This window comes from Streptomyces sp. NPDC004111 (assembly GCF_042874215.1).
In the GTDB taxonomy this organism is placed as follows: Bacteria; Actinomycetota; Actinomycetes; order Streptomycetales; family Streptomycetaceae; genus Streptomyces.
Genome location: NZ_JBIAMU010000002.1, coordinates 439,635 through 459,151, shown reverse-complemented (window position 1 = coordinate 459,151; position 19,517 = coordinate 439,635). Strand labels below are relative to the sequence as shown.

The 19,517-nt window shown below is 73.5% G+C and carries 19 protein-coding genes; 8 read left to right on the top strand and 11 right to left on the bottom strand.

Annotated elements, in window-relative coordinates; all coding sequences use genetic code 11:
* Positions 1-46 precede the first annotated feature (46 nt).
* Entirely contained in the window at positions 47-1,105 is a 1,059-nt protein-coding gene (locus ACFYVL_RS06405) for an MBL fold metallo-hydrolase (RefSeq protein ID WP_389241658.1), read from the top strand.
* A gap of 135 nt (positions 1,106-1,240) precedes the next feature.
* Here the strand turns inward: ACFYVL_RS06405 and ACFYVL_RS06400 are convergent, their stop codons facing one another.
* Entirely contained in the window at positions 1,241-1,861 is a 621-nt protein-coding gene (locus ACFYVL_RS06400) for a DedA family protein (protein WP_389241812.1), read from the bottom strand.
* A gap of 50 nt (positions 1,862-1,911) precedes the next feature.
* Positions 1,912-2,685, bottom strand: a complete 774-nt coding sequence (locus ACFYVL_RS06395) for an MBL fold metallo-hydrolase (RefSeq protein ID WP_389241657.1) — start codon at positions 2,683-2,685, stop codon at positions 1,912-1,914.
* A gap of 149 nt (positions 2,686-2,834) precedes the next feature.
* Between ACFYVL_RS06395 and ACFYVL_RS06390 the strand changes: the two genes are divergently transcribed.
* From ACFYVL_RS06390 to ACFYVL_RS06380, 3 genes are all read left to right on the top strand, one after another.
* On the top strand, positions 2,835-3,260 hold the full coding sequence (locus ACFYVL_RS06390; RefSeq protein WP_389241656.1) for a hypothetical protein: 426 nt from the start codon (positions 2,835-2,837) through the stop codon (positions 3,258-3,260).
* A gap of 257 nt (positions 3,261-3,517) precedes the next feature.
* A complete protein-coding gene (locus ACFYVL_RS06385) occupies positions 3,518-5,617 on the top strand; it encodes an alkaline phosphatase family protein (RefSeq protein ID WP_389241811.1) in 2,100 nt (699 codons plus the stop codon).
* 81 nt (positions 5,618-5,698) lie between these two features.
* Positions 5,699-7,084, top strand: coding sequence for an amino acid permease (locus ACFYVL_RS06380; RefSeq protein WP_389241655.1), 1,386 nt, complete (start codon positions 5,699-5,701; stop codon positions 7,082-7,084).
* Between the two features lie 101 nt (positions 7,085-7,185).
* On the opposite strand, the gene ACFYVL_RS06375 is transcribed toward ACFYVL_RS06380, so the two are convergent.
* The 3 genes from ACFYVL_RS06375 to ACFYVL_RS06365 form a co-directional block, all read right to left on the bottom strand.
* Positions 7,186-7,830, bottom strand: coding sequence for a hypothetical protein (locus tag ACFYVL_RS06375; protein ID WP_389241654.1), 645 nt, complete (start codon positions 7,828-7,830; stop codon positions 7,186-7,188).
* Between the two features lie 213 nt (positions 7,831-8,043).
* Complete coding sequence (locus ACFYVL_RS06370; RefSeq protein ID WP_389241653.1) at positions 8,044-8,988, bottom strand: NADP-dependent oxidoreductase; 945 nt, start codon at positions 8,986-8,988, stop codon at positions 8,044-8,046.
* 47 nt (positions 8,989-9,035) lie between these two features.
* Complete coding sequence (locus tag ACFYVL_RS06365) at positions 9,036-9,857, bottom strand: helix-turn-helix domain-containing protein (protein WP_389241652.1); 822 nt, start codon at positions 9,855-9,857, stop codon at positions 9,036-9,038.
* A gap of 307 nt (positions 9,858-10,164) precedes the next feature.
* On the opposite strand from ACFYVL_RS06365, the gene ACFYVL_RS06360 reads away from it, so the two are divergent.
* Together ACFYVL_RS06360 and ACFYVL_RS06355 are read left to right on the top strand one after the other, a co-directional pair.
* On the top strand, positions 10,165-10,518 hold the full coding sequence (locus ACFYVL_RS06360) for a GNAT family N-acetyltransferase (protein ID WP_389241810.1): 354 nt from the start codon (positions 10,165-10,167) through the stop codon (positions 10,516-10,518).
* Between the two features lie 120 nt (positions 10,519-10,638).
* Positions 10,639-10,944: a 4a-hydroxytetrahydrobiopterin dehydratase gene (locus tag ACFYVL_RS06355; protein WP_389241651.1), complete on the top strand. Its 306-nt coding sequence runs from the start codon at positions 10,639-10,641 to the stop codon at positions 10,942-10,944.
* Between the two features lie 149 nt (positions 10,945-11,093).
* Here the strand turns inward: ACFYVL_RS06355 and ACFYVL_RS06350 are convergent, their stop codons facing one another.
* On the bottom strand, positions 11,094-12,074 hold the full coding sequence (locus tag ACFYVL_RS06350) for a LysR family transcriptional regulator (RefSeq protein ID WP_389241650.1): 981 nt from the start codon (positions 12,072-12,074) through the stop codon (positions 11,094-11,096).
* 129 nt (positions 12,075-12,203) lie between these two features.
* Here ACFYVL_RS06350 and ACFYVL_RS06345 point away from each other — a divergent pair, with 129 nt between their 5' ends.
* Complete coding sequence (locus ACFYVL_RS06345; protein ID WP_389241809.1) at positions 12,204-12,953, top strand: class I SAM-dependent methyltransferase; 750 nt, start codon at positions 12,204-12,206, stop codon at positions 12,951-12,953.
* Between the two features lie 213 nt (positions 12,954-13,166).
* Here the strand turns inward: ACFYVL_RS06345 and ACFYVL_RS06340 are convergent, their stop codons facing one another.
* The 4 genes from ACFYVL_RS06340 to ACFYVL_RS06325 all read right to left on the bottom strand — a co-directional run bounded on the left by ACFYVL_RS06340 (position 13,167) and on the right by ACFYVL_RS06325 (position 16,775).
* Entirely contained in the window at positions 13,167-14,063 is an 897-nt protein-coding gene (locus ACFYVL_RS06340; RefSeq protein WP_389241649.1) for a serine protease, read from the bottom strand.
* Between the two features lie 214 nt (positions 14,064-14,277).
* Positions 14,278-15,177, bottom strand: a complete 900-nt coding sequence (locus tag ACFYVL_RS06335) for a serine protease (RefSeq protein ID WP_389241648.1) — start codon at positions 15,175-15,177, stop codon at positions 14,278-14,280.
* A gap of 119 nt (positions 15,178-15,296) precedes the next feature.
* Positions 15,297-15,749: an RICIN domain-containing protein gene (locus tag ACFYVL_RS06330; RefSeq protein WP_389241647.1), complete on the bottom strand. Its 453-nt coding sequence runs from the start codon at positions 15,747-15,749 to the stop codon at positions 15,297-15,299.
* A 195-nt stretch (positions 15,750-15,944) separates the two neighbouring features.
* Entirely contained in the window at positions 15,945-16,775 is an 831-nt protein-coding gene (locus ACFYVL_RS06325) for an aldo/keto reductase (protein WP_389241646.1), read from the bottom strand.
* A gap of 128 nt (positions 16,776-16,903) precedes the next feature.
* On the opposite strand from ACFYVL_RS06325, the gene ACFYVL_RS06320 reads away from it, so the two are divergent.
* A complete protein-coding gene (locus ACFYVL_RS06320) occupies positions 16,904-17,695 on the top strand; it encodes a class I SAM-dependent methyltransferase (RefSeq protein ID WP_389241645.1) in 792 nt (263 codons plus the stop codon).
* 83 nt (positions 17,696-17,778) lie between these two features.
* Here ACFYVL_RS06320 and ACFYVL_RS06315 read toward each other — a convergent pair whose 3' ends face one another.
* On the bottom strand, positions 17,779-19,380 hold the full coding sequence (locus ACFYVL_RS06315) for an ABC-F family ATP-binding cassette domain-containing protein (RefSeq protein ID WP_389241644.1): 1,602 nt from the start codon (positions 19,378-19,380) through the stop codon (positions 17,779-17,781).
* Positions 19,381-19,517 lie beyond the last annotated feature (137 nt).

Sequence of the window (19,517 nt, the reverse complement as noted above, 5' to 3'; positions counted from 1 at the left end):
GACAGCCGCGTACGCACCTGTAGACGCCACCGAACGGAGCCTTTCGATGACGGAACAGACCGAACTCACCGACCCCCCGGAACGCTCCGCGGGCCGTGCGTCGGACCTGGTGGAACGACCCCGGACGCCGGTGCGTTCCTCCCCCACCCGCCCGCTGGGCGAGGTCCGCGCCGCTCCCTGGCCCCGGACCTTCGCCGACCGTCTCACCGCCCCGCTCCCCGGGGTGCGCGCGTTCGCCAGGCTGGCCCGCGAGGGCGCCATCAGGCCGGGCCGCGACGGGCTGCGGGACATCGCCAGGCTGCCCTTCGAACCGGGGCCGCTGCCCGCCGTGGACACGGACACCATCGCCGTCACCTGGGCGGGGCACGCGAGTTGGGTGGTGCGCATCGGAGGGCTCACGGTGCTCACCGACCCGGTCTGGTCCCGGAAGATCCTCGGTACGCCGGCCAGGATCACCCCCGTGGGCGTGCGCTGGGAGGACCTTCCGCCGGTGGACGCCGTCGTCATCAGCCACAACCACTACGACCACCTCGACGCACCCACCCTGAAGCGGCTGCCGCGGCACACCCCGCTGTTCGTGCCGGCCGGGCTCGCCCGCTGGTGCCGCCGCCGGGGCTTCACCCGGGTCACCGAACTGGACTGGTGGGAGGGCGCCGAACTCAACGGCGTACGGCTCGACTTCGTGCCCGCCCACCACTGGAGCAAACGCTCCCTCACCGACACCTGCCGCACCCTCTGGGGCGGCTGGGTACTGAGTGACCCGGGCGGCCGGAGCGTCTACTTCGCCGGGGACACCGGCTACGGTCACTGGTTCCGCGAGATCGGCGACCGGTACCCCGCGCTCGACCTGGCCCTGCTGCCCATCGGCGCCTACCACCCGCGCTGGTGGCTGCGCGACGTCCACATGGACCCCGAGGAGGCGGTACGGGCGTGCGCGGACGTGGGCGCCCGGCAGATGGCACCCATGCACTGGGGCACCTTCGTGCTCTCCGCCGAGCCCGTCCTCGAACCCCTCACCCGGGTCCGCGCCGCCTGGGAACGGGCGGGCCGGCCGCGCGAGGACCTGTGGGACCTGCCGGTCGGCGCGTCCCGCGTGCTGACCTGACCGCCGTACGGGGGCGCCGCCACCGCACCGACGCCCCCCGGCAGGCACCCGTACCGGCCGAAGCCCCCCCGCGGGCCCCCCGTACCGGCCGTCGTCCCCTGGCAGGCCCCCCCCCGGTACCTGCCGTCGCCGCCCTCAGGCCGGCTTCGTCCGACGTACCCGACGCCACACCGAAGGCACCGCGCTGACCAGCAGCGTCGCCACGATCGCCGCCAGCACGCCCTCCCAGGGGCGGGCGAACAGGCTGCCGCCCAGCACCCCGATCAACTGGTACGCCGCCGCCCACGCCAGACAGGCCGGCACGTCCCCGCGGGCGAACCTGCGCATCGGCATCTTCGCCAGCAGGCACGCCAGCATCACCGGGATCCGCCCGGCAGGCACCAGCCGGGACAGCGTCAGCACCTTCGAGCGGTGCTCGTCCAGCTTCCGCTGGGCCTGTTCCAGCCGCTCCCGCGGGGCCCTGCGGCGCAGCGCGTCCAGCCACCTCGACCCGTGCTCGGAGCGCACCCCGCGCACCCCCAGCCAGTACAGCGCCAGATCGCCCACGAACGCGGCCGACGCGGCCACCACGAAGACGATCGCGAGCGACAGCGCGGGCACGCTCTGGTGCAGGGCGACCACCGCCGCCGTACTCACCAGCGCCCCCGTCGGCACCACCGGCACCAGCGCGCCCAGCGCCACCAGCGCGAAGAGCGCCGGATAGCCGACCGCCTGCTGCGTCGCCTCCGGCGGCACCGGCACGTCCACCGCCCGCACCGCGTCCGCCAGCCACTCCCCGGCACCCTGCGCGAGAATCCACCGCCCGCTCACGCAGGTCCCTCCGTCGTCACGCTCTCGCCGTGCTCCAGCCGGTGCACCGCCACCCCGGGCGCCAGCACGGCCGCCTTCCGTACGAACTCGTGGCCCGGCGCGTGGAACTCGTGCGGCCGTACCCCGTCCAGCCCGATCGGCCAGTACGTCCCGTAGTGCACCGGGACGGCGTGCCGTGGCGCCAGCAGCGCCAGCGCCTGCGCGGCCCGCCCGGCGTCCAGGTGCCCGGGGCCCAGGTTCGGCCCCCAGCCGCCGACCGGCAGCAGCGCCGTGTCCACCGCGCCGACCGCCTGCGCCATCCCGTCGAACAGCCCGGTGTCCCCGGCGAAGTAGGTCGCGGACGCGCCCTCCACGACGTACCCCAGCGCCGGGCAGCGGTGCGGGCCGAACGGCAGCCTGCGCCCGTCGTGCTGCGCGTGCACCGCCCGCACGGTCAGCTTCCCCACCCGCAGGCTCTCGCCGCAGCCCAGCTCGGCCGTGCGGAACCTGCGCAGCGCGGGCACCGCCCGCGCCGCGCCGCGCGGCACGACCACCAGCGTCCCGGGCTCCAGACGGGTCAGCGACGGCAGGTGCAGATGGTCCGAGTGCAGGTGCGAGACCAGCACCGCGTCGGCACGCAGCGCCCGTGCCGGGGGCAGCGCGCCCCGGCGCCTGCGCAGATGCGCGAAGCGCCGCACGAACAGCGGGTCGGTCAGCACGCGCACCCCGGAGTCCTCGATCGTGCAGGTCGCATGACCCCACCAGGTGACGGTGGTCCCCGCGGGGCTCACAGCTCTCCGGACTTCACGGTGTTCCGTACTCCTTCTTCCGACGCCCGTCCACCCTACGGCGCCCCCCGCGCCGTGCGTACGCGCCTCCTCGCGCGGGGGCGGGCGGGAGTAGGGTCGTGGGGCGGTGACAGCGGCGAAGGGGACGGGTCATGGACGACGCGCGTACGGACACCGGTGAGGTGCGAGTGGCAGTCATCGCCGGCCTGACCCCGCTCGAAGAGCTGGACCACGACCCCTTCCTGGTGGACACCCGCAGCCAGCACGCGATGTGCGTGCGCTGGGCCCTGGACAAGGGGTACGTCGTCACCCGCCGGCTCGTGCTGAACGGGCTGCCGCCGGGCCACCGCGCGCTGTGGGCCGACGTCGAGGCCGGCCGCGTCGACTTCTTCGTGGTGCCCAACGAGCGCGTCCTGGACCGGGCGCTCAGCTCCGCCCACGACTTCGCCGCCGAGTGCGAGCGGCGCGGCGTACGCCTGGAGCAGGCCGGGCTCGACGAGCCGGTCTACACCGCGGCCATGAAGGCCGACGTGCACCGGCGGCTTTCGATGCCGACGGCCGGGTACGACGGTTGCTGACCCCGGACGCCGGCCTCGCGGGTCCGTGCGGAGCCACCGGCGCCCCGCCCCGCACCATTGCCCCCTTACGCCCCCTATGCGTTCAAACCGGCCGCCCGCTGTGAAAGGCTGACCGGACGAACAGGCCCAGGAGAGCGGGGCCGACCGGGACAGAGGCGGTAGGCGTGGCCGAGGGGCGCGGGCGAAGAGCGGGCTGGCGGCAGGCGGGCGGCACCCTGCTGCGCGTGATCACCGTGTGGGCGGTGTGCACCCTCACCATGCTGGCCCTCGCCGGGATCCTCCCCGACTTCCAGCTGCAGAGCGACGACTCCGAGTCCGTCACCGCCATCGCGTTCACCGCCGCCTGGGCCGCGGGCGCCTTCGGGCTGCTGTCCGCGCTGGTCTGGCCGATCGCCGTCCGGGCCCTCCTGCTGGTCCCCGCGCTCGTCCTCGGACTCCTCGTCTTCTTCCTCAACGGCTCGCTGCTGCTGCTCGCGCTCAGCCTCATCCCCGACGGCAGCGGCGAGGCCGACCCGCAGACCGCGGTGGTCGTCGCCGCCGTGATGTCCGCCGTCGCCTCCGCGACCTCCACCGCCTTCGCCGTCCGCGACGACGAGGCGTACCGGCGCAGACTCGCCAGGCTCGCCCAGCGGCGCCGCGGCGGACGGCGCGACGAGGGCCGGCACGGCATGCCGGGCACCCTCTTCGTCCAGCTCGACGGCCTCGGCCACGACACCCTGCGCCGCGCCCTCGACCAGGGCCTGATGCCCACCGTCGCCGGCCTCGTCGAACCGCCCGGCGACCGGCTCCCCACCCACCGGCTCACCCCCTGGTACACCGACTGGTCCAGCCAGACCGGCGCCAGCCAGCTCGGCATCCTGCACGGCACCAACCACGACGTGCCCGCCTTCCGCTGGTACGAGAAGGAGTCCGGCCGGACCATGGTGTGCTCCAGCCCGGTCTCCACCGCCGAACTCCAGCGGCGCGCCATCGAACGCACCGGCGACGGCGGCCTGCTCAGCTACGACGGCGCCAGCCGCGGCAACCTCTTCTCCGGCGGCGCCGACCAGCTCGCCCTCGTCCTGTCCATCGCCGCCCGCCGCGGCCCCAACAACCGCTCCCGCGCCGGATACTTCGCCTACTTCTCCGACCCCGCCAACGCGGTCCGCACCGCGATGTCCTTCGTCGCCGAGGTCGTCCGCGAGATCCACTCCTCGATCCGCTCCCGGCTCCGCAGGGAGACCCCCCGGGTCGGCCGCGGTGGCTTCTACCCGTTCATCCGCGCCTTCGCCACCGTCGTCGAGCGGGACGTGGTGGTCGCCGCCGTCATAGGCGACATGCTCGCCGGGCGCACCGCGATCTACGCCGACCTGGTCGCCTACGACGAGGTGGCCCACCACTCGGGGCCGCGCAGCCAGGACGCCGACAAGATCCTCCGCCGTCTCGACCGCTCCCTCGCGCTCCTGGTCAAGGTCGCCGAACACGCCCCGCGCGCCTACCGCGTCGTCCTGCTCTCCGACCACGGCCAGAGCCCCGGCGAGACCTTCGAGGGCCGCTTCGGCCTGACCCTGCGCGACTACGTGCGCGCCAGCTGCGGCCTGCACGTGCCCCGGCGCGCCCAGCGCACCAGGAGCGGCGCCGAGGCCCGCGACGCCGTCCGTATCGCGCTGCACCGCCCGGCCACCGGTGCCGAGGACGGAACGGCACCCCAGCAGCCCGGCACCCCGGACACGCCCGTCGCCCCCGCCGCCCCGGCCGACCCCGACCCGATCGTCCTCGCCTCCGGGAACCTCGGCCTGATCAGCTTCCCCGACCTCCCCGGCCGTGCCACCCGCGAGGACATCGACCGCCGCCACCCCGCCCTGCTGCGGATGCTGGCCGGCCACCCCGGCATCGGCTTCGTGCTCGTACGCAGCGAGGAGCACGGGGCACTGCTGCTCGGCCCCGGCGGAGCGGAGATCCCGCTGGCCGAACTCCGCGACGGCGAAGGCCCCCTGCGGCACTTCGGCAAGGGCGCCGCCAACGCGGTCCGCCGCACCGACGGCTTCCCGCACACCGCCGACCTCATGGTCAACTCCGCGTACGACCCGAGGACCGGCCAGGTGCACGCCTTCGAGGAGCAGATCGGCTCGCACGGCGGCATGGGCGGCGAACAGACCCGCCCCTTCCTGCTCTGGCCCCTCGCCCTCTCCCGGCCCGCCCGCGAAGGGCAGGAGATCGTCGGCGCGGAAGCCGTCCACCAGGTGCTCCGCCGCTGGCTGCGCGAATGCCAGGGACCGCAGGTGCCTCTGGGGGCCGCGCAGGAATCCCCGTGGAAAGACCCGGCCGAAGGAGGTTTTCCCGTCACGGACCGCGCCGTACAGGACGAAAAAGCTTGATTTGGTGCAGCCTTGCCCGTATCCGACCATGGCTGTCGCCCGGCGACCCTGGGCATTTCGTACGGCGAGAGGCACCACCCCATGCACGACCCCGGAACCGTTCCACCGCCGGCTCCGGCCGATCCCACCGACAGCCCGCAGAGCGACGGAAAGCACTCCCGCCGCTTCGGCCTCGGGGTCGCCACCACCCTCGTGATGGGGAACATCATCGGCGGCGGAATCTTCCTGCTGCCCGCCTCCGTCGCCCCCTTCGGCACCATCAGCCTGCTCGCCTTCGGCGTGCTCACCCTCGGCGCGATCTGCCTCGCCCTCGTCTTCGGCAAGCTGGCCAACCAGCACCCCAGGACCGGCGGCCCCTACGTCTACGCCCGTGAGGCGTTCGGCGACTTCGCCGGCTTCCTGGCCGCCTGGAGCTACTGGATCACCGCCTGGGTGTCCAACGCGGCGCTCGCCGTGGCGGCCGTCGGCTACCTCGACGTACTCCTCCCGCTCGGCGACTCCCGGATCGCGATGATGCTGGCCGCCCTGGTCATCCAGTGGCTGCCGGCCGCCGCGAACCTCGCGGGCACCCGGTACGTCGGCGCGGTCCAGGTCGTCGCCACCGTCCTGAAGTTCGCCCCCCTGCTGCTGGTCGCCGTCGGCGGCATGTTCAGTTTCCGCACGGAGAACCTCGGCCCCTTCCAGGCGAGCGGCAGCGGCGCCGTCGGCGCGATCTCGGCGTCCGCCGCGATCCTGCTCTTCAGCTACCTCGGCGTCGAATCGGCCGCCGTCAGCGCGGGCGAGGTCCGCAACCCGCGCCGCAACGTCGGCCGCGCCACCATCCTCGGCACGCTGGGCGCCGCGTTCGTCTACCTCCTCGGCACGCTGTCGGTGTTCGGCAACGTCCCGCACGACAGGCTGGTGGACTCCGTGGCGCCGTTCTCCGACGCGGTGAACCACATGTTCGGCGGCACCTGGGGCGGCACCGTCGTCGCCTGCGCCGCCCTGATCTCGATCCTGGGCGCGCTCAACGGCTGGACGCTGCTGAGCGCCCAGACCCCGTACGCCGCCGCCAAGGACGGCCTCTTCCCGTCCGTCTTCGCCACGAAGCGGCGCGGCGTCCCGACCGTCGGCGTGATCGTCACGGTCGTCCTCGCCTCGCTGCTGACCGTCTACAACTACACGGCGGGCTCGCACGGGGTCTTCGAGATCCTCGTCCTGGTCACCACCTTCACCGCCACCGTCCCCTACCTCCTCGCCACGGCGGCCCAGCTGTACTTCCTGCTGTCCGGGCAGACGGCACGGGTCGACCGGGGCCGCCTGGTCCGCGACGGCGTCCTGACGCTGCTGGCGGCGGGCTTCTCGATGTGGCTGGTGGCGGGCTCCGGCTACGCGGCGGTCTACCAGGGCGTGCTGTTCCTCTTCGCGGGCGTGATCGTCTACGCGTGCATGTCGGCACGGAAGAAGCGGGCGGCGGCCGAGCAGTAGGCCGAGAGGGCACAACGGCGTGCGGCTGACCGCTCACCGGGCCGGGCCCGGTGTTCCGGTTGCGGTGAGGGCCGCACGCGCGGTGGAGGTACGTCGGGTGCTCAGCCGAGGCGGGTCCGCCTCCGCAGGGCCCACACCCCGCCGCCCGCCAGCGCCGCCACCCCCGCCAGGACGCCGAGGCCCACCGGGCGGTCCATGCCCAGCAGCCGCTCCTCAGGCGCGGCGCGCACCCCCTGCGGGCCCGCCAGCGCCGCGGCCCCCGCGCCGCCCCCCGTGCGCAGCAGGTCCATGTCGCTGGAGCACACCACGGGGACGTGCGACTTCGGCAGGTACGCGCACGCCGTGCTCGCCGCCCGCAGCGCCCCCGTCCCGCGCGCCGCGACCCGGGCCGTCGACGTCAGCACCGCAGATCCGTGCGCCCGCACGTCCACCGTCCACACCGCCTTGCCGCCCACGACGCTCGCCCGCTGCCCGGCCGCGCCCGCCGACGCGCCCGCCGGGAGTTCCTGTTCGACGCGCAGACCGGTGAGATGCCGGGGGCCCTGGTTCCGCACGGTCACCGTGTACGCGACCTTCGTGCCCGCGGCGACGGTCTCGACGCCGTTGGTGAGGGCGATGGACATGGCCGGCGGATGGTCGCCGTCGGCCGCCGGCGCCGCGTTCCCGACCGAGGGCCCCCCGAGCAGCAGCAGTGGTACGGCGGCGAGGGCGCACGTGGTCGTGACGCGGCGGGCGGGAGCGGTCATGAAGGTCCCTTCGGTAGGGCCCGGAGCGGCCGGGCCGAACGGTCGGGGCCCATCCGAGCACCGCCCACCGCCCACGCCCCGGCCACCGGGCCGCAGGACCGGGAGGATTCACCCGTACGCACAGGCCGTCCAGCTCAGGCCCGGGACGACGGCCCGCGACGAGGGCGGGCCCGCGGCGGCCACCGACCGGCGGTCACGTCCGGCGGCCGGTACTCACGGCACGATGACCGTCCTGCCGCGCGCCCCGCCCGCCCTGTTCCTGGCCACCGCCGCCGCCCCCTGCTCCAGCGGCACCTCCGCCTCGACCACGATCCGCAAGCGCCCGCCGTCCACGGACCGCGCCAGGTCCGTCAGCATGTCGCCGCGCGGCGACATCTCGAAACCGACCACCTCGACACCTCGCGGGGCCCTGGCCGGGTCCTCCTGGTGCAGGCTGCTGAGCGCCGTACCGCCCGGTCGCACCAGCGCCGCACGGGCCGCGAACCCGTCGCGGGTACCGGAGGCCAGGTCGACCAGCGCGTCCACCCCGTCCGGGTGCAGCTCGCGCACCGCCGGGGCGAGGTCCCGTGCGACGGTGTCCAGGGTGACGGCCGCGCCCAGGCCGGCCATCCGCGCGTGCTCGGGCCCGCGCACCGCGGCCAGCACCCGGACGCCCCGCGCGGCGGCCAACTGGGTGAGGCAGCTGCCCACCCCGCCCGCCGCGCCGACGAGGAGCAGACTCGCGCCCTGAGGCAGCGCCAGCGCCTCCAGGATCTGGGTGGCCGTCATCCCCGCGGTCGGCAGGGCCGCGGCCCTGACCAGCGGCACGCTCGTGGGGGCGAGGGCCAGCGGCGCGTCCTCGGACGCGCTCACGTACTGCGCGTACGAGCCCTGGCCGATGGCCGCGCCGCACGCCTGCCCGAACACCGCGTCCCCCACCGCGAACCGGGTCACCCCGTGCCCCACCTCGGTCACGGTGCCCGCGAAGTCCCGGCCCAGGACCAGCGGAAACACATGCGGAGCCATGCCTTCGAGCATCCCGTCGGCGATCAGCCAGTCGACCGGATTGAGCCCGGCCGCGGCGACCTTCACCAGGATCCGGCCGGGTTCCACGACGGGGTCGGGCACCTCGACGAGTTCGGGGGCGGCCCGGAAGGCTCTGACGGCTAGTGCGCGCATGTCCTCAGAATCTCCGCAGGCCCCTCCCGCCGCACGTCGGCCGTGCTTCAGTGGGCCGGGAGCCCGCGCAGGTGGTCGACCGTGGCGCGGTCCGCGGGCAGGAACGTCTCGATGGCCAGCTCCGCCACCGTGACGTCCATCGGCGTGTTGAAGGTGGAGATGGACGACACGAAGGACAGCACCTGGCCGTCGTGCTCGATCCGCAGCGGGAGCGCGAAGTACGCGACCGGATCCTCCGCTCCCGGCTCCTGCGCCGATCCCGCCTCGTCCGCCGGTCCGGCCGGCCGCGGGTAGGCGGCCACCTCGTCGTACAGCGCACGCAGCGCGGGCGACCTGTCGAGCGCGATCTGGCGCTCCATCTGGTGCAGGAGGTGACCGCGCCACGCGGGCAGGTTGCGGATGCGCGGGGCGAGCCCCTCCGGGTGCAGCGCCAGCCGCATCGCGTTCGGCGCGGCCAGCAGGTGTTCGGCGACCCCGCCGAGCAGCATCTGGATGCCCCGGTTGGCGGCGACGACGTGGTACGTGCCGTCGACGACCAGCGCCGGGTAGGGCTCGTACCCCTGGAGCAGCTGGTCGATACCGGCCCGCAGCGCACCCATGGCCGGGTCGTCGAGCGGGGTCTCGGCGTACCGCGGGGCGTAACCGGCCGCGAGCAGCAGGTCGTTGCGCTCGCGCACCGGCACCTGGAGGTGCTCGGCGAGCCGCAGCACCATGTCGGCGCTCGGCCGTGAGCGGCCCGTCTCGATGAAACTGATGTGGCGGGCGGAGGAGTCGGCGCGCAGGGCCAGCTCCAGCTGGCTGAGCCGACGGGTTTCCCGCCAGTGGCGCAGCTTCGCGCCAACTCCCTTTTCGACGGCGAGGGTTGTCATGACATGAAGGTATACGCAGTCGGAGTACGGGCCGGTGGGCGGGGCCTTTGACAGGATGAGCCGATGACCGACGAAGTGAGTGACGTGGTGCCCGCCGGACGGATGAGCGCCCAGCGGCAGCCGGTACTGGAGCTGCCCTGCGGGCTGGAGCTGCGGCCCTGGCGGGAGGCAGACGCGCCCCGGTTCGTCCAGGCGGCCGGGGACCCGGCGATCCAGCACTGGAACCGGCCAGGCCGGCTCGACGTGCCCGAGGCGGAGCGCCGGATCCGCCCGCTGGGCGGACCGCTGGCAGAGCGAGGAGACGGCGATCTGGGCGATAGCCGCACCCGGTGGGGGAGAGGCGGTGGGCCTGGCCGGGATCGGCGACATCAGCCTGCGGCACGGCATGGGGGAGGTGCTCTACTGGCTGCTCCCGGCGGGCCGCGGCAACGGGGTGGCCGTCGAGGCGACACTGCGGATGAGCCGGTGGGCGCTCGGGGAACTCGGTCTGCACCGGCTGCGGCTGACCCACTCCGTCGGCAATCCGGCCTCCTGCCGCGTCGCGGAGAAGGCCGGATTCGCGTACGAGGGAACCATGCGCGGCGCCCTGATCCACGCCGACGGCTGGCACGACGAGCATCTGCACGCGCGGGTGGACGGCGACCCCTGGCCGGCGGAGTGAGGCGCGCGGCGACATCACCGGCGGCGCACCCGCAGCCACATCCGCCGGAAGATGGGAAGCTGATCGGCGACGGACGAGGTGCTCCGCACGCGGCGGAGCGGCACGGAAGGGAGTTCAGCCATGGCCACTGAGCCGTTGTCGCAGAAGGAGATCGAGGACCGGCTCCGCGAACTCCCCGGCTGGTCGCTGGAGGAGAGCCGGATCGCCCGGTCGTACCAGCTCGGCTCGCACGTCGCCGCGGCGGCGATGGTCGTCCACGTGGCGGCGATCCAGGACGAGCTGGACCACCACTCCGACCTGGTGCTCGGCTACCGCACACTGGCGCTGTCGGTGAACACGCACAGCGTGGGCGGTGCCGTCACCGAGCTGGACTTCGAACTGGCCCGCCGCGTCGAGGACATCGCCCCGGGACACGGCGCGGCCTGAGCGGCCCGCCCCGGGCCGGGGAGCACGGCCGGGCGTACGACCGGCTGCGCGGCGGCGGGCGCCGCGCGGGCAGGAGTGCGGCGGCGGGGCGTCGGGGGAGAAGTGCGGACCGGGGTACGGCGGCAGGTGTGTCCGGGCAGGAGCGCTGATCAGGTGTACGGGGGACCGCCCCGCGCGCCGAAGCCGGGACAGCTGTCCGCGGTCAGCCACCGGGTGTAGGTGGCGCTGCGGGCGATGGCCTCGCCGTACGCGGTGGCCGTGTACCCGGCGACGGCCCTCGCGGCCTCGGCCGCGGGGGCACCCGGGTGCCAGCCCAGCAGGTGCCGCCAGGCCAGCGGGGCCCCTGCCAACGGAACCGTCACGAGGCCCGGGGTCGGCGGGAACGTCGCCCGGCACAGTCCGACCGCCCGCCCCACCTGCACCAGGTGCACGCAGGACGCCGTGTCCGTCTCGTACACCTGGATCGGGGTGAACCCGGCCCGCGCGCACGCCGCCGTGAAGCAGTCCGCGAAGCACCCCTCGCCCGGAACGTCCGTCCAGCACTCGCCGGACAGCCGGGACAGCTCCAGCTCCCGCTCCCCGGCGAACGGGTGGTCCTCCGCCAGCATCACGAACACCGGATCGGTCCCCAGCACCTCCCAGGTCAGCCGGTCCGTCGCGGGCGGACGGCTCTCCCCGCAGGTGCCGATCAGCCCGAAGTCGAGCCGGCCCTCGATGAGCATGGTGCTGATCTCGGCCACGGACCAGGTGGTGTGCGTCGTGACCGGTACGGCGGGGCGGGCCGTCGCCAGCTGGTCGACCAGACCGCCCAGCAGCGGGCCGTGGGTGGCGCCCAGCCGGAACCTGTCGAGGCTCGCCCAGGAGTTGGCGAACCGGACCGCGTCCTCCTGGAGTTCCCGTACCGCGGGCAGGAGTATGCGCGCCCGGTCGAGCACCAGCTCCCCCAGGGGCGTGGGTCTGGACCCCGTGTGGTCGCGGTCGAACAGCGGTCCGCCCAGGGCTCTTTCGATCCGCCGCAGCTGGGTGCTGAGCGCGGGCTGCGCGAGCCCGAGCGCGGCTGCGGCCTTGGTGAGACTCCCGGCGTCGGCAATGGCCCTTACGGTCCGCAGGTGACGCAACTCCAGCTCCATACCGGCAAGTTATGGGGCGCGGTTACCCCCGGCAATACGTGTGCGCGAGTTGTGTCCGGTTGTTGTGGGCGGAGTGCGGGGCGCAGGTGACGGCTCATGGCCGGATCACGTCGTACAGTCGTGCGCATGCTGCTCGACTACAACGCGGAAGCCGCCGTCTACGACGAGACGCGGGGCGGCGAGCCGCGCGCCGGGGCCGCCGCCGCGGCCGTGCTCGGGCTGCTGCCGCCCGGGAGCGGGACGCTGCTGGACGTCGGCTGCGGCACCGGGATCGTCACGGCCCGGGTCGCCGCCGGGCGTCCCGGTGCGAAGGTGCTGGGCGTGGACGCCGCGCACGGGATGCTGCGCCGGGCGGCGGACCGGCTGGGTCCGGACTCCGTCCTGCTCGCCGACGCCGCGCGACTCCCCTTTCCCGACGGCGTGCTGGACGGCGTGAGCGCGGTGTGGCTGCTGCATCTGGTGCCGCCGGACGCGGTGCGCCGGATCGTGGCGGAGGCGGCCCGGGTGCTCCGGCCGGGCGGCACGTTCGTCGCGACGGTGGACAAGGACGCGGCGCACGACGTGGGCAGCGACATCGACGACGTGCTGAGGCCGTGGCGGGACGACACGGCGGCGGCGGACCGGGCGGACCGGGTGGCGGAGTACGCGGCGGCCGGCGGGCTCGCGGCGTCGGGCGAGGCGCGGTTCACCGGTCACGGGCAGGGGCGGCTGCCGGGCCGTGCGGCGGAGATGCTGGCCAGCGGGAAGTTCGCGTCGTGGTTCACGGCGGGCGAGCGGGAGACGGAACGCCTGGCGGCGGAACTGCGCGCACTGCCCGGCCAGGAGGTGCGGCGGGCGGCACCGGCGTACCGGGTGAGCTCGTTCCGCAAGGAACGCTGAAACGGGGCTGCGGGTCTGTTGCGAGGCAGGGCCCCGGACGAAGCCGACAGGGGCCGGCCGGAAGGATCCGCACTGTGGCTGACCCTCCCGACCGGCCCCGTCGCCCGCGCGTGACGCCATCGCACGCATCGCGACGTCACACGCGGCCCGGCTCTACGACCGGCCCGGCTTCACGCCCGATCCGGCTTCACACCAGGCCCGGCTTCGACCGTGTCACGGCTTGGGCAGCGCACACCCCGGCCGCGTCAGGTCGATCTTGCTGCCGGCCACGATGCACGGCGCGATGCTGTACGTCTGCTGGCCGTAGTTGATGCCCTGGTGGACGGTCACCTTGCCGTTCTCGTCCACCTCGCACGGGTTGTTGTCCGTGCACTCCTGGCCGTCCTCGTTGCCGGTGTTGTTGACGGCGATGACCTTGCCGGTCGCGTCGTCGAGCACCGGGGAGCCGGAGGTGCCGCCGATGGTCTTGCAGTCGGAGGTGTAGCGGACCGAGTCCTTCCAGGTCCAGTCGCCCTCCTTGAGCTGGTAGGCGAAGCCGTCGACCTTGCAGCTGTACGTCTTCTTCCAGTAGCCCGAGACCACCGTCATCGCCGTCCCCTGGGCGGGACGCTCGGCGCTCAGCTCCAGCGCCTTGATGCCGTACTGGCTCTCTATCTGTGCGTAGGTGCTCTTCACCTGGTACAGCGAGACGTCCGTGTCGGTCATCGTGCCGTACGCGATCTTGCTCGCGGTCAGCGTGCCGACCTTCTCGGCCTTGCCGTTCAGCAGCGAGAAGGTGCGGGTCGACGGCTTGTCGACCAGGACCTCGCCCGCCGCCGGGAAGCCGGTCTCCAGGCAGTGTCCGTTGGACATCACCAGGGCCGGGTCGTTCGGCTGCGAGGCCGCGGTGCGGACGACCGAGCCGGAACAGTTGCTGAGCGCCACCGTTCCCGCGAAGTCGACCGCCTTGACCCGGGCCTTGTGGGCCTTCGCTGCTGCCGTGTCCGCCGCCGGCGCCTGCGCTGCCGCAGGAGCCTTCGTGGGGGTGGATGCCGGGCCCGCGAGTGCGGGCGTCGCGCCTGCCCCGACGAGCAGGGTGGCGAGCAGAGCTCCGGCGAGAGGCTTGTTCATGTGGGGGTCCCCTCCGTGCCATATGTGACCGGGGCCTGCGTGGCCCCGGTTTGTCATGGGAATTGTTCGGGGGATCCACGTGCGGAAACAAGGGGGCACCTGTGAGGCTGCTGTGCGCATTGCGGCGCGGGGGAACACATCCGCCCCGCGCCGCGCTCGCACCTCAGGTCACGTCAGGCCACGTCGGGCCGCCGCAACTGCCCGCTCCTCGCCGCTACTTCTTCGCGGGCTGCGGCAGTCGGCAGCCCCACCGGTCCAGGTCGATCCTGCTGTTCGCGGAGACGCAGCGCGCGATGCCGTACGTCTGCTGGGCGTAGTTGATGCCCTGACGTACCGTCACCTTGCCCTGCTTGGTGACCTCGCACGGGTTGTTGATGGTGCAGCGCTCACCGTCCTCGTTGCCCGTGTTGTTGACCGCGGTGACCTTGCCGGTCCGGTTGTCGATCACCGGGGAACCGGAGGTGCCGCCGATGGTCTGGCAGGCGGAGGTGTAGCGGACCGAGTCCTTCCAGGTCCACTCGTCCTCCTTCAGCCGGTACACGAAGCCGTCGATGTTGCAGGCGTACGTCTTCTTCCAGTAGCCGGAGACGACCGTGATGTCCCGGCCCTTCCGCGGGTGCTTGGTGTCCAGCTCCAGCGCCTTGATCCCGTACTTCTTCTCGATCGCGGCATAGCTGTCGGTCAGCCGGTACAGCGAGATGTCCGTGTCGGTCATCGTCGCGTACGCCAGCTTGCTCGCGGTCAGCGTGCCGACCTTCTCGGCCTTGCCGTTCAGCAGCGAGAAGGTGCGCTTGGACGGCACGTCGACGACGACCTCACCGGCGCCCGGCATGTCCTGCTCGACGATGCAGTGCCCGTTGGACAGGATCAGCCCCGCGTCGCCCGGCCGGGACTGCGGCAGCCGCACCAGCGAGCCCGAACAGTTGCTGAGCGCGACCGTGCCCGCGAAGTCGACCGGCTTCGGCCCGTGCTGGGCGGCCGGGGCGCTCCGCGCGGACGTGGACTGTGCGGTGGCGGTGGCGGTGGCGTCCTGGCCGGTGGCCGCGACCGCGGGTGCCGCACCGGCGCCGAGCAGTGCCAGCGCGGCCAGCGCACCGAGAAATGGCTTTCGCATACGGGGTCCCCCTCCGAGTGACGAATGTCAGGGGCATTCTTGGAGGACGGTGCGCACCGGGCAAGGGCTTTGCCTCAAGCGGAAGCACCTTTTGCCACGCAACACACCATCCACACCCGTCAGTTGGCAGGAACCTGCTCCAACTGCCACCACTGGTAAGGGGAGTCGGTGTCCTCCCACTGCTGCACCCGCGCCCCCGGCGCCCCGCTGCGGTCCGCGACCTCCAGCAGCAGCCCGCTGATCCAGCTGACCAGGCTCACCCGGCCCGGGGCGTCCGGGTGCCGTTCGACGATCCACTCCTGGGCGCCGAAGTTGTTGGCCTTCCACTGCTGGATCCGGGTGCCGTTCTCGACGGCGGCGTTGGCCACGTCCAGCCGCCGACCGGTGGCCTCGTTGACCACGTGGTGCAGCCCGCTGCCCTCGTGCACCGGGCTCAGCCGCCAGCGCTGGGCGTCGGTGCCACTGTCGGCACCCTGCTGCACCCCGGTGCCGCCCCGCCCTTCGAGGAGCAGGCCACTGCCCACGTTGCGCAGCAGGTACGTGCCCGAGAGGCCGGGGCCGTTGGCTGACATGAACGCCTCTCGCGCAGGGGCAGGGATCTTGGCGGGGCCGGCCCGCGGTGCGGTCCGGGCCGTGGAGGGCGAGTGTACGACTTCACCCGGCAGGCCAGTGGAGGCGACCTGTCGCCCCGAGCAGGGACGGCGGCACCGCCGCCGGGCCGGGGGCCCGGCGGCGGTGCCGCACCTGTCTCCCGCGTGCGGCGGTGCTCAGGCGCCGAAGACCGCCGGGTCGGGGCCCAGCCGCTTGCCCTCGTCGAGCGCGGCGAACGCGGCCATGTCGTCGGCGTCCAGCTCGAAGTCGAACACGTCGATGTTCTCCGCGATCCGCGACGGGGTCACGGACTTCGGGATCACCACGTTGCCGAGCTGGAGGTGCCAGCGCAGCACCGCCTGGGCCGGGGTCTTGCCGTGCTTGCGCGCGACGGCCAGCACCGTCGGGACCTCCAGGAGGCCCTTGCCCTGACCGAGCGGCGACCAGGCCTCGGTCGCGATGGAGTGCTTCGCGTGGAAGGCGCGCGACTCGGCCTGCTGGAACTGCGGGTGCAGCTCGATCTGGTTGACCGCCGGCACGACCGAGGTCTCGGCCAGCAGCGTCTCCAGGTACTCCGGGTAGAAGTTGGAGACGCCGATCGCCTTGGCGCGGCCGTCGCTGAGGATCTTCTCGAACGCCTTGAAGGTGTCCACGAAGGTGCCCTTTGGGGCGACCGGCCAGTGGATCAGGTACAGGTCGACGTAGTCGAGGCCCAGCTTGCCGAGCGACTCGTCGAAGGCGCGCAGGGTGGAGTCGTAGCCCTGCTTGTCGTTCCACAGCTTGGTGGTGACGAACAGTTCGTCACGGGCGATCCCGGACGAGGCGAGGGCGCGGCCCGTGCCCTCCTCGTTGCCGTAGATCGCGGCGGTGTCGATGCTCCGGTAGCCGGCTTCGAGAGCCGTGCCGACCGCTGCCGTGGCCTCGTCGTCCGGCACCTGCCAGACGCCGAATCCGAGCTGCGGCATTTCGACGCCGTTGTTGAGGGTCAGGGAAGGGACCTTGCTCACGAAGAAACGATCCTTACGTCATCGGGGGTATCTGCAGGTCCAACGATCATCGCGGGACGCGCATTCCCGGATCGCGGATTTTGCTTTACCGGGTAGCTTTTATCCTGGTTTATGTAGATCATCCGCATATGACTTCCGCTTCTGCTCCCCGTTCCGCCCACGCCTCCCGGTCCTTCGAGGACCTGATCGCCGAGGCCGGCTCCGTGCCGGTCGACGGCTGGGACTTCTCCTGGCTGGACGGCCGGGCCACCGAACAGCGCCCCTCCTGGGGGTACCAGCGCGGCATGGGCGAGCGGCTGGCCCGCGCCACCGCCGCGCTCGACATCCAGACCGGCGGCGGCGAGGTGCTGGCGGGCGCTCCGCGGCTGCCCCCGGTGATGGTCGCCACCGAGTCCTGGCCGCCCAACGTGGCACGGGCCACCGGGCTCCTGCACCCCCTCGGCGCGGTCGTCGTCGCCGACGAGGACGCACCGCCGCTGCCGTTCGCGGACGGCGCCTTCGACCTGGTGACCAGCCGCCACCCGGTGAAGGCGTGGTGGGAGGAGATCGCCAGGGTGCTCGCGCCCGGTGGCACGTACTACTCCCAGCAGGTCGGCCCGGCCAGCGTCTTCGAGGTCGTCGAGCACTTCCTCGGCCCGCAGCCCGAGGCCCGGCTCGCCCGCCGTCCGCAGGACGCCCGCGCGGAGGCCGAGGCGGCCGGCCTGGACGTCGTCGACCTGCGCTCGGAGTCGCTGCGGACCGAGTTCTTCGACATCGGCGCGGTGGTCTACTTCCTGCGCAAGGTGATCTGGATGGTCCCCGGCTTCACCGTGGAGGCCCACCGGGACCGGCTGCGGGAGATGGACGCGCGGATCCGCCGCGACGGGTCCTTCGTGGCGCACACCGCCCGCTTCCTGATCGAGGCGCGCAAACCGGCCTGAGGGGAAGGTCGCCGGGGACGTGCCCCCTGGGGGCGGCCGTGTCGCGCCGCCCCCAGGGCCGGGAGCTCCCCGCCGGGCCGCCCTCAGGCCAGGGTGACCAGGTCCAGGTGGTCCGGGCTCCACAGGTCCTCGGTGCCGTCCGGGAGCACCAGGACCCGGTCCGGACGCAGGGCCTCGATGGCCCCCTCGTCGTGCGTGACCATCACCAGTGCCCCGGGGTAGGAGTCCACCGCGGCCAGCACCTCCGCGCGGGAGGCCGGGTCGAGGTTGTTGGTCGGCTCGTCGAGCAGCAGGACGTTCGCCCCGGAGTGCACCAGCCCGGCCAGCGCGAGCCGGGTCTTCTCACCGCCGGAGAGCACCCCGGCCGCCTTGTCGGCGTCGTCCCCGGAGAACAGGAACGCGCCCAGCACCCGACGGGCCTCGCCGTCCTCCAGGTGCGGCGCCGCCGACGCCAGGTTCTCCCGTACGGTGCGGGCCGGGTCCAGGGTGTCGTGCTCCTGCGCGAAGTAGCCCAGCCGCAGCCCGTGCCCGTGGACGACGCGGCCCGAGTCCGGCGTCTCGCGGCCCGCGAGAAGGCGCAGCAGGGTGGTCTTCCCGGCCCCGTTGAGGCCGAGCACGACGAGTCTGCTGCCCCGGTCCACGGCCAGGTCGACGCCCTTGAGTACGTCCTGGCCGCCGTAGGACTTGGCGAGCGAGATCGCCCCGAGGGGCGTCCGGCCGCACGGGGCGGGCTCGGGCAGCCGGATCTTCGCGACCTTCTCGGCGCGGCGCACGGGGGCCAGACCGGCCAGCATCCGGTCGGCGCGCCGGGCCATGTTCCGGGCGGCGACGGCCGTCGCCACATTGGCCCGCATCCGGTCCGCCTGGTGGTGCAGGGCCGACGCCTTGCGTTCGGCGGCGGCCCGCTCGCGGGCGCGGCGGCGCTCGTCGGCGTCCCGCTGGGCGAGGTAGGCCCGCCACGGCGTGTTGTGCACGTCGAGGGCGGCGCGGGCCGGGTCGAGGTGGAAGACCCGGTTGACGGTGTCGGCGAGCAGCGAGGTGTCGTGGCTGATCACCACGAGGCCGCCCCGGTGGGCGAGGAGGAAGGTGCGCAGCCAGGCGACGGAGTCCGCGTCGAGGTGGTTCGTCGGCTCGTCCAGCAGCAGGGTGCCGTGGTCGGCGAAGAGGATGCGGGCCAGCTCGACACGGCGCTTCTGGCCGCCGGACAGGGTGCCGACGGGCCGGTCCATGGCGGTGCCGGGCAGTCCGACACCGGCGGCGACCCGGGCCGCCTCGGCCTCGGCCGCGTAGCCGCCGCGCGCCTGGAAGTCGGCCTCGGCGCGGGTGTACGCGGCCATGGCCCGGCGTTCGGCGGCGGGGGCCGTGGCCGTGGCCATCGCCGTCTCGGCGGCCCGCAGCGTGCGCACGGCACGGTCGAGGCCCCGGGCGGAGAGGATCCGGTCGGTCACGGAGACGGCCGGGTCGGCGGCCTTCGAGTCCTGCGGCAGATGGCCGAGGGAGCCGGTGCGGGAGACGGTGCCCGCGGCCGGGGGGAGGAGCTCGGCGAGGGTGTCGAGCAGGGTGGTCTTGCCGGCCCCGTTGCGGCCGACGAGGCCGACGCGGTCGCCGGGGGCGATGTGGAAGGAGACGTCGGACAGCAGGAGGCGGGCGCCGACGCGGACGTCGACACCGCGGGCGGTGATCATGGGATTACGCTCCGGAACAGCAGAAGGACACACGGGTGGCGTGGGAGTGGGTCCTTGAGCTAGGAAACGCGGGGCGTAGACATGCCGACCACGATACGGGCACCGCCCCAACGGGCGCGAGCCATTTCCGTGCCCCC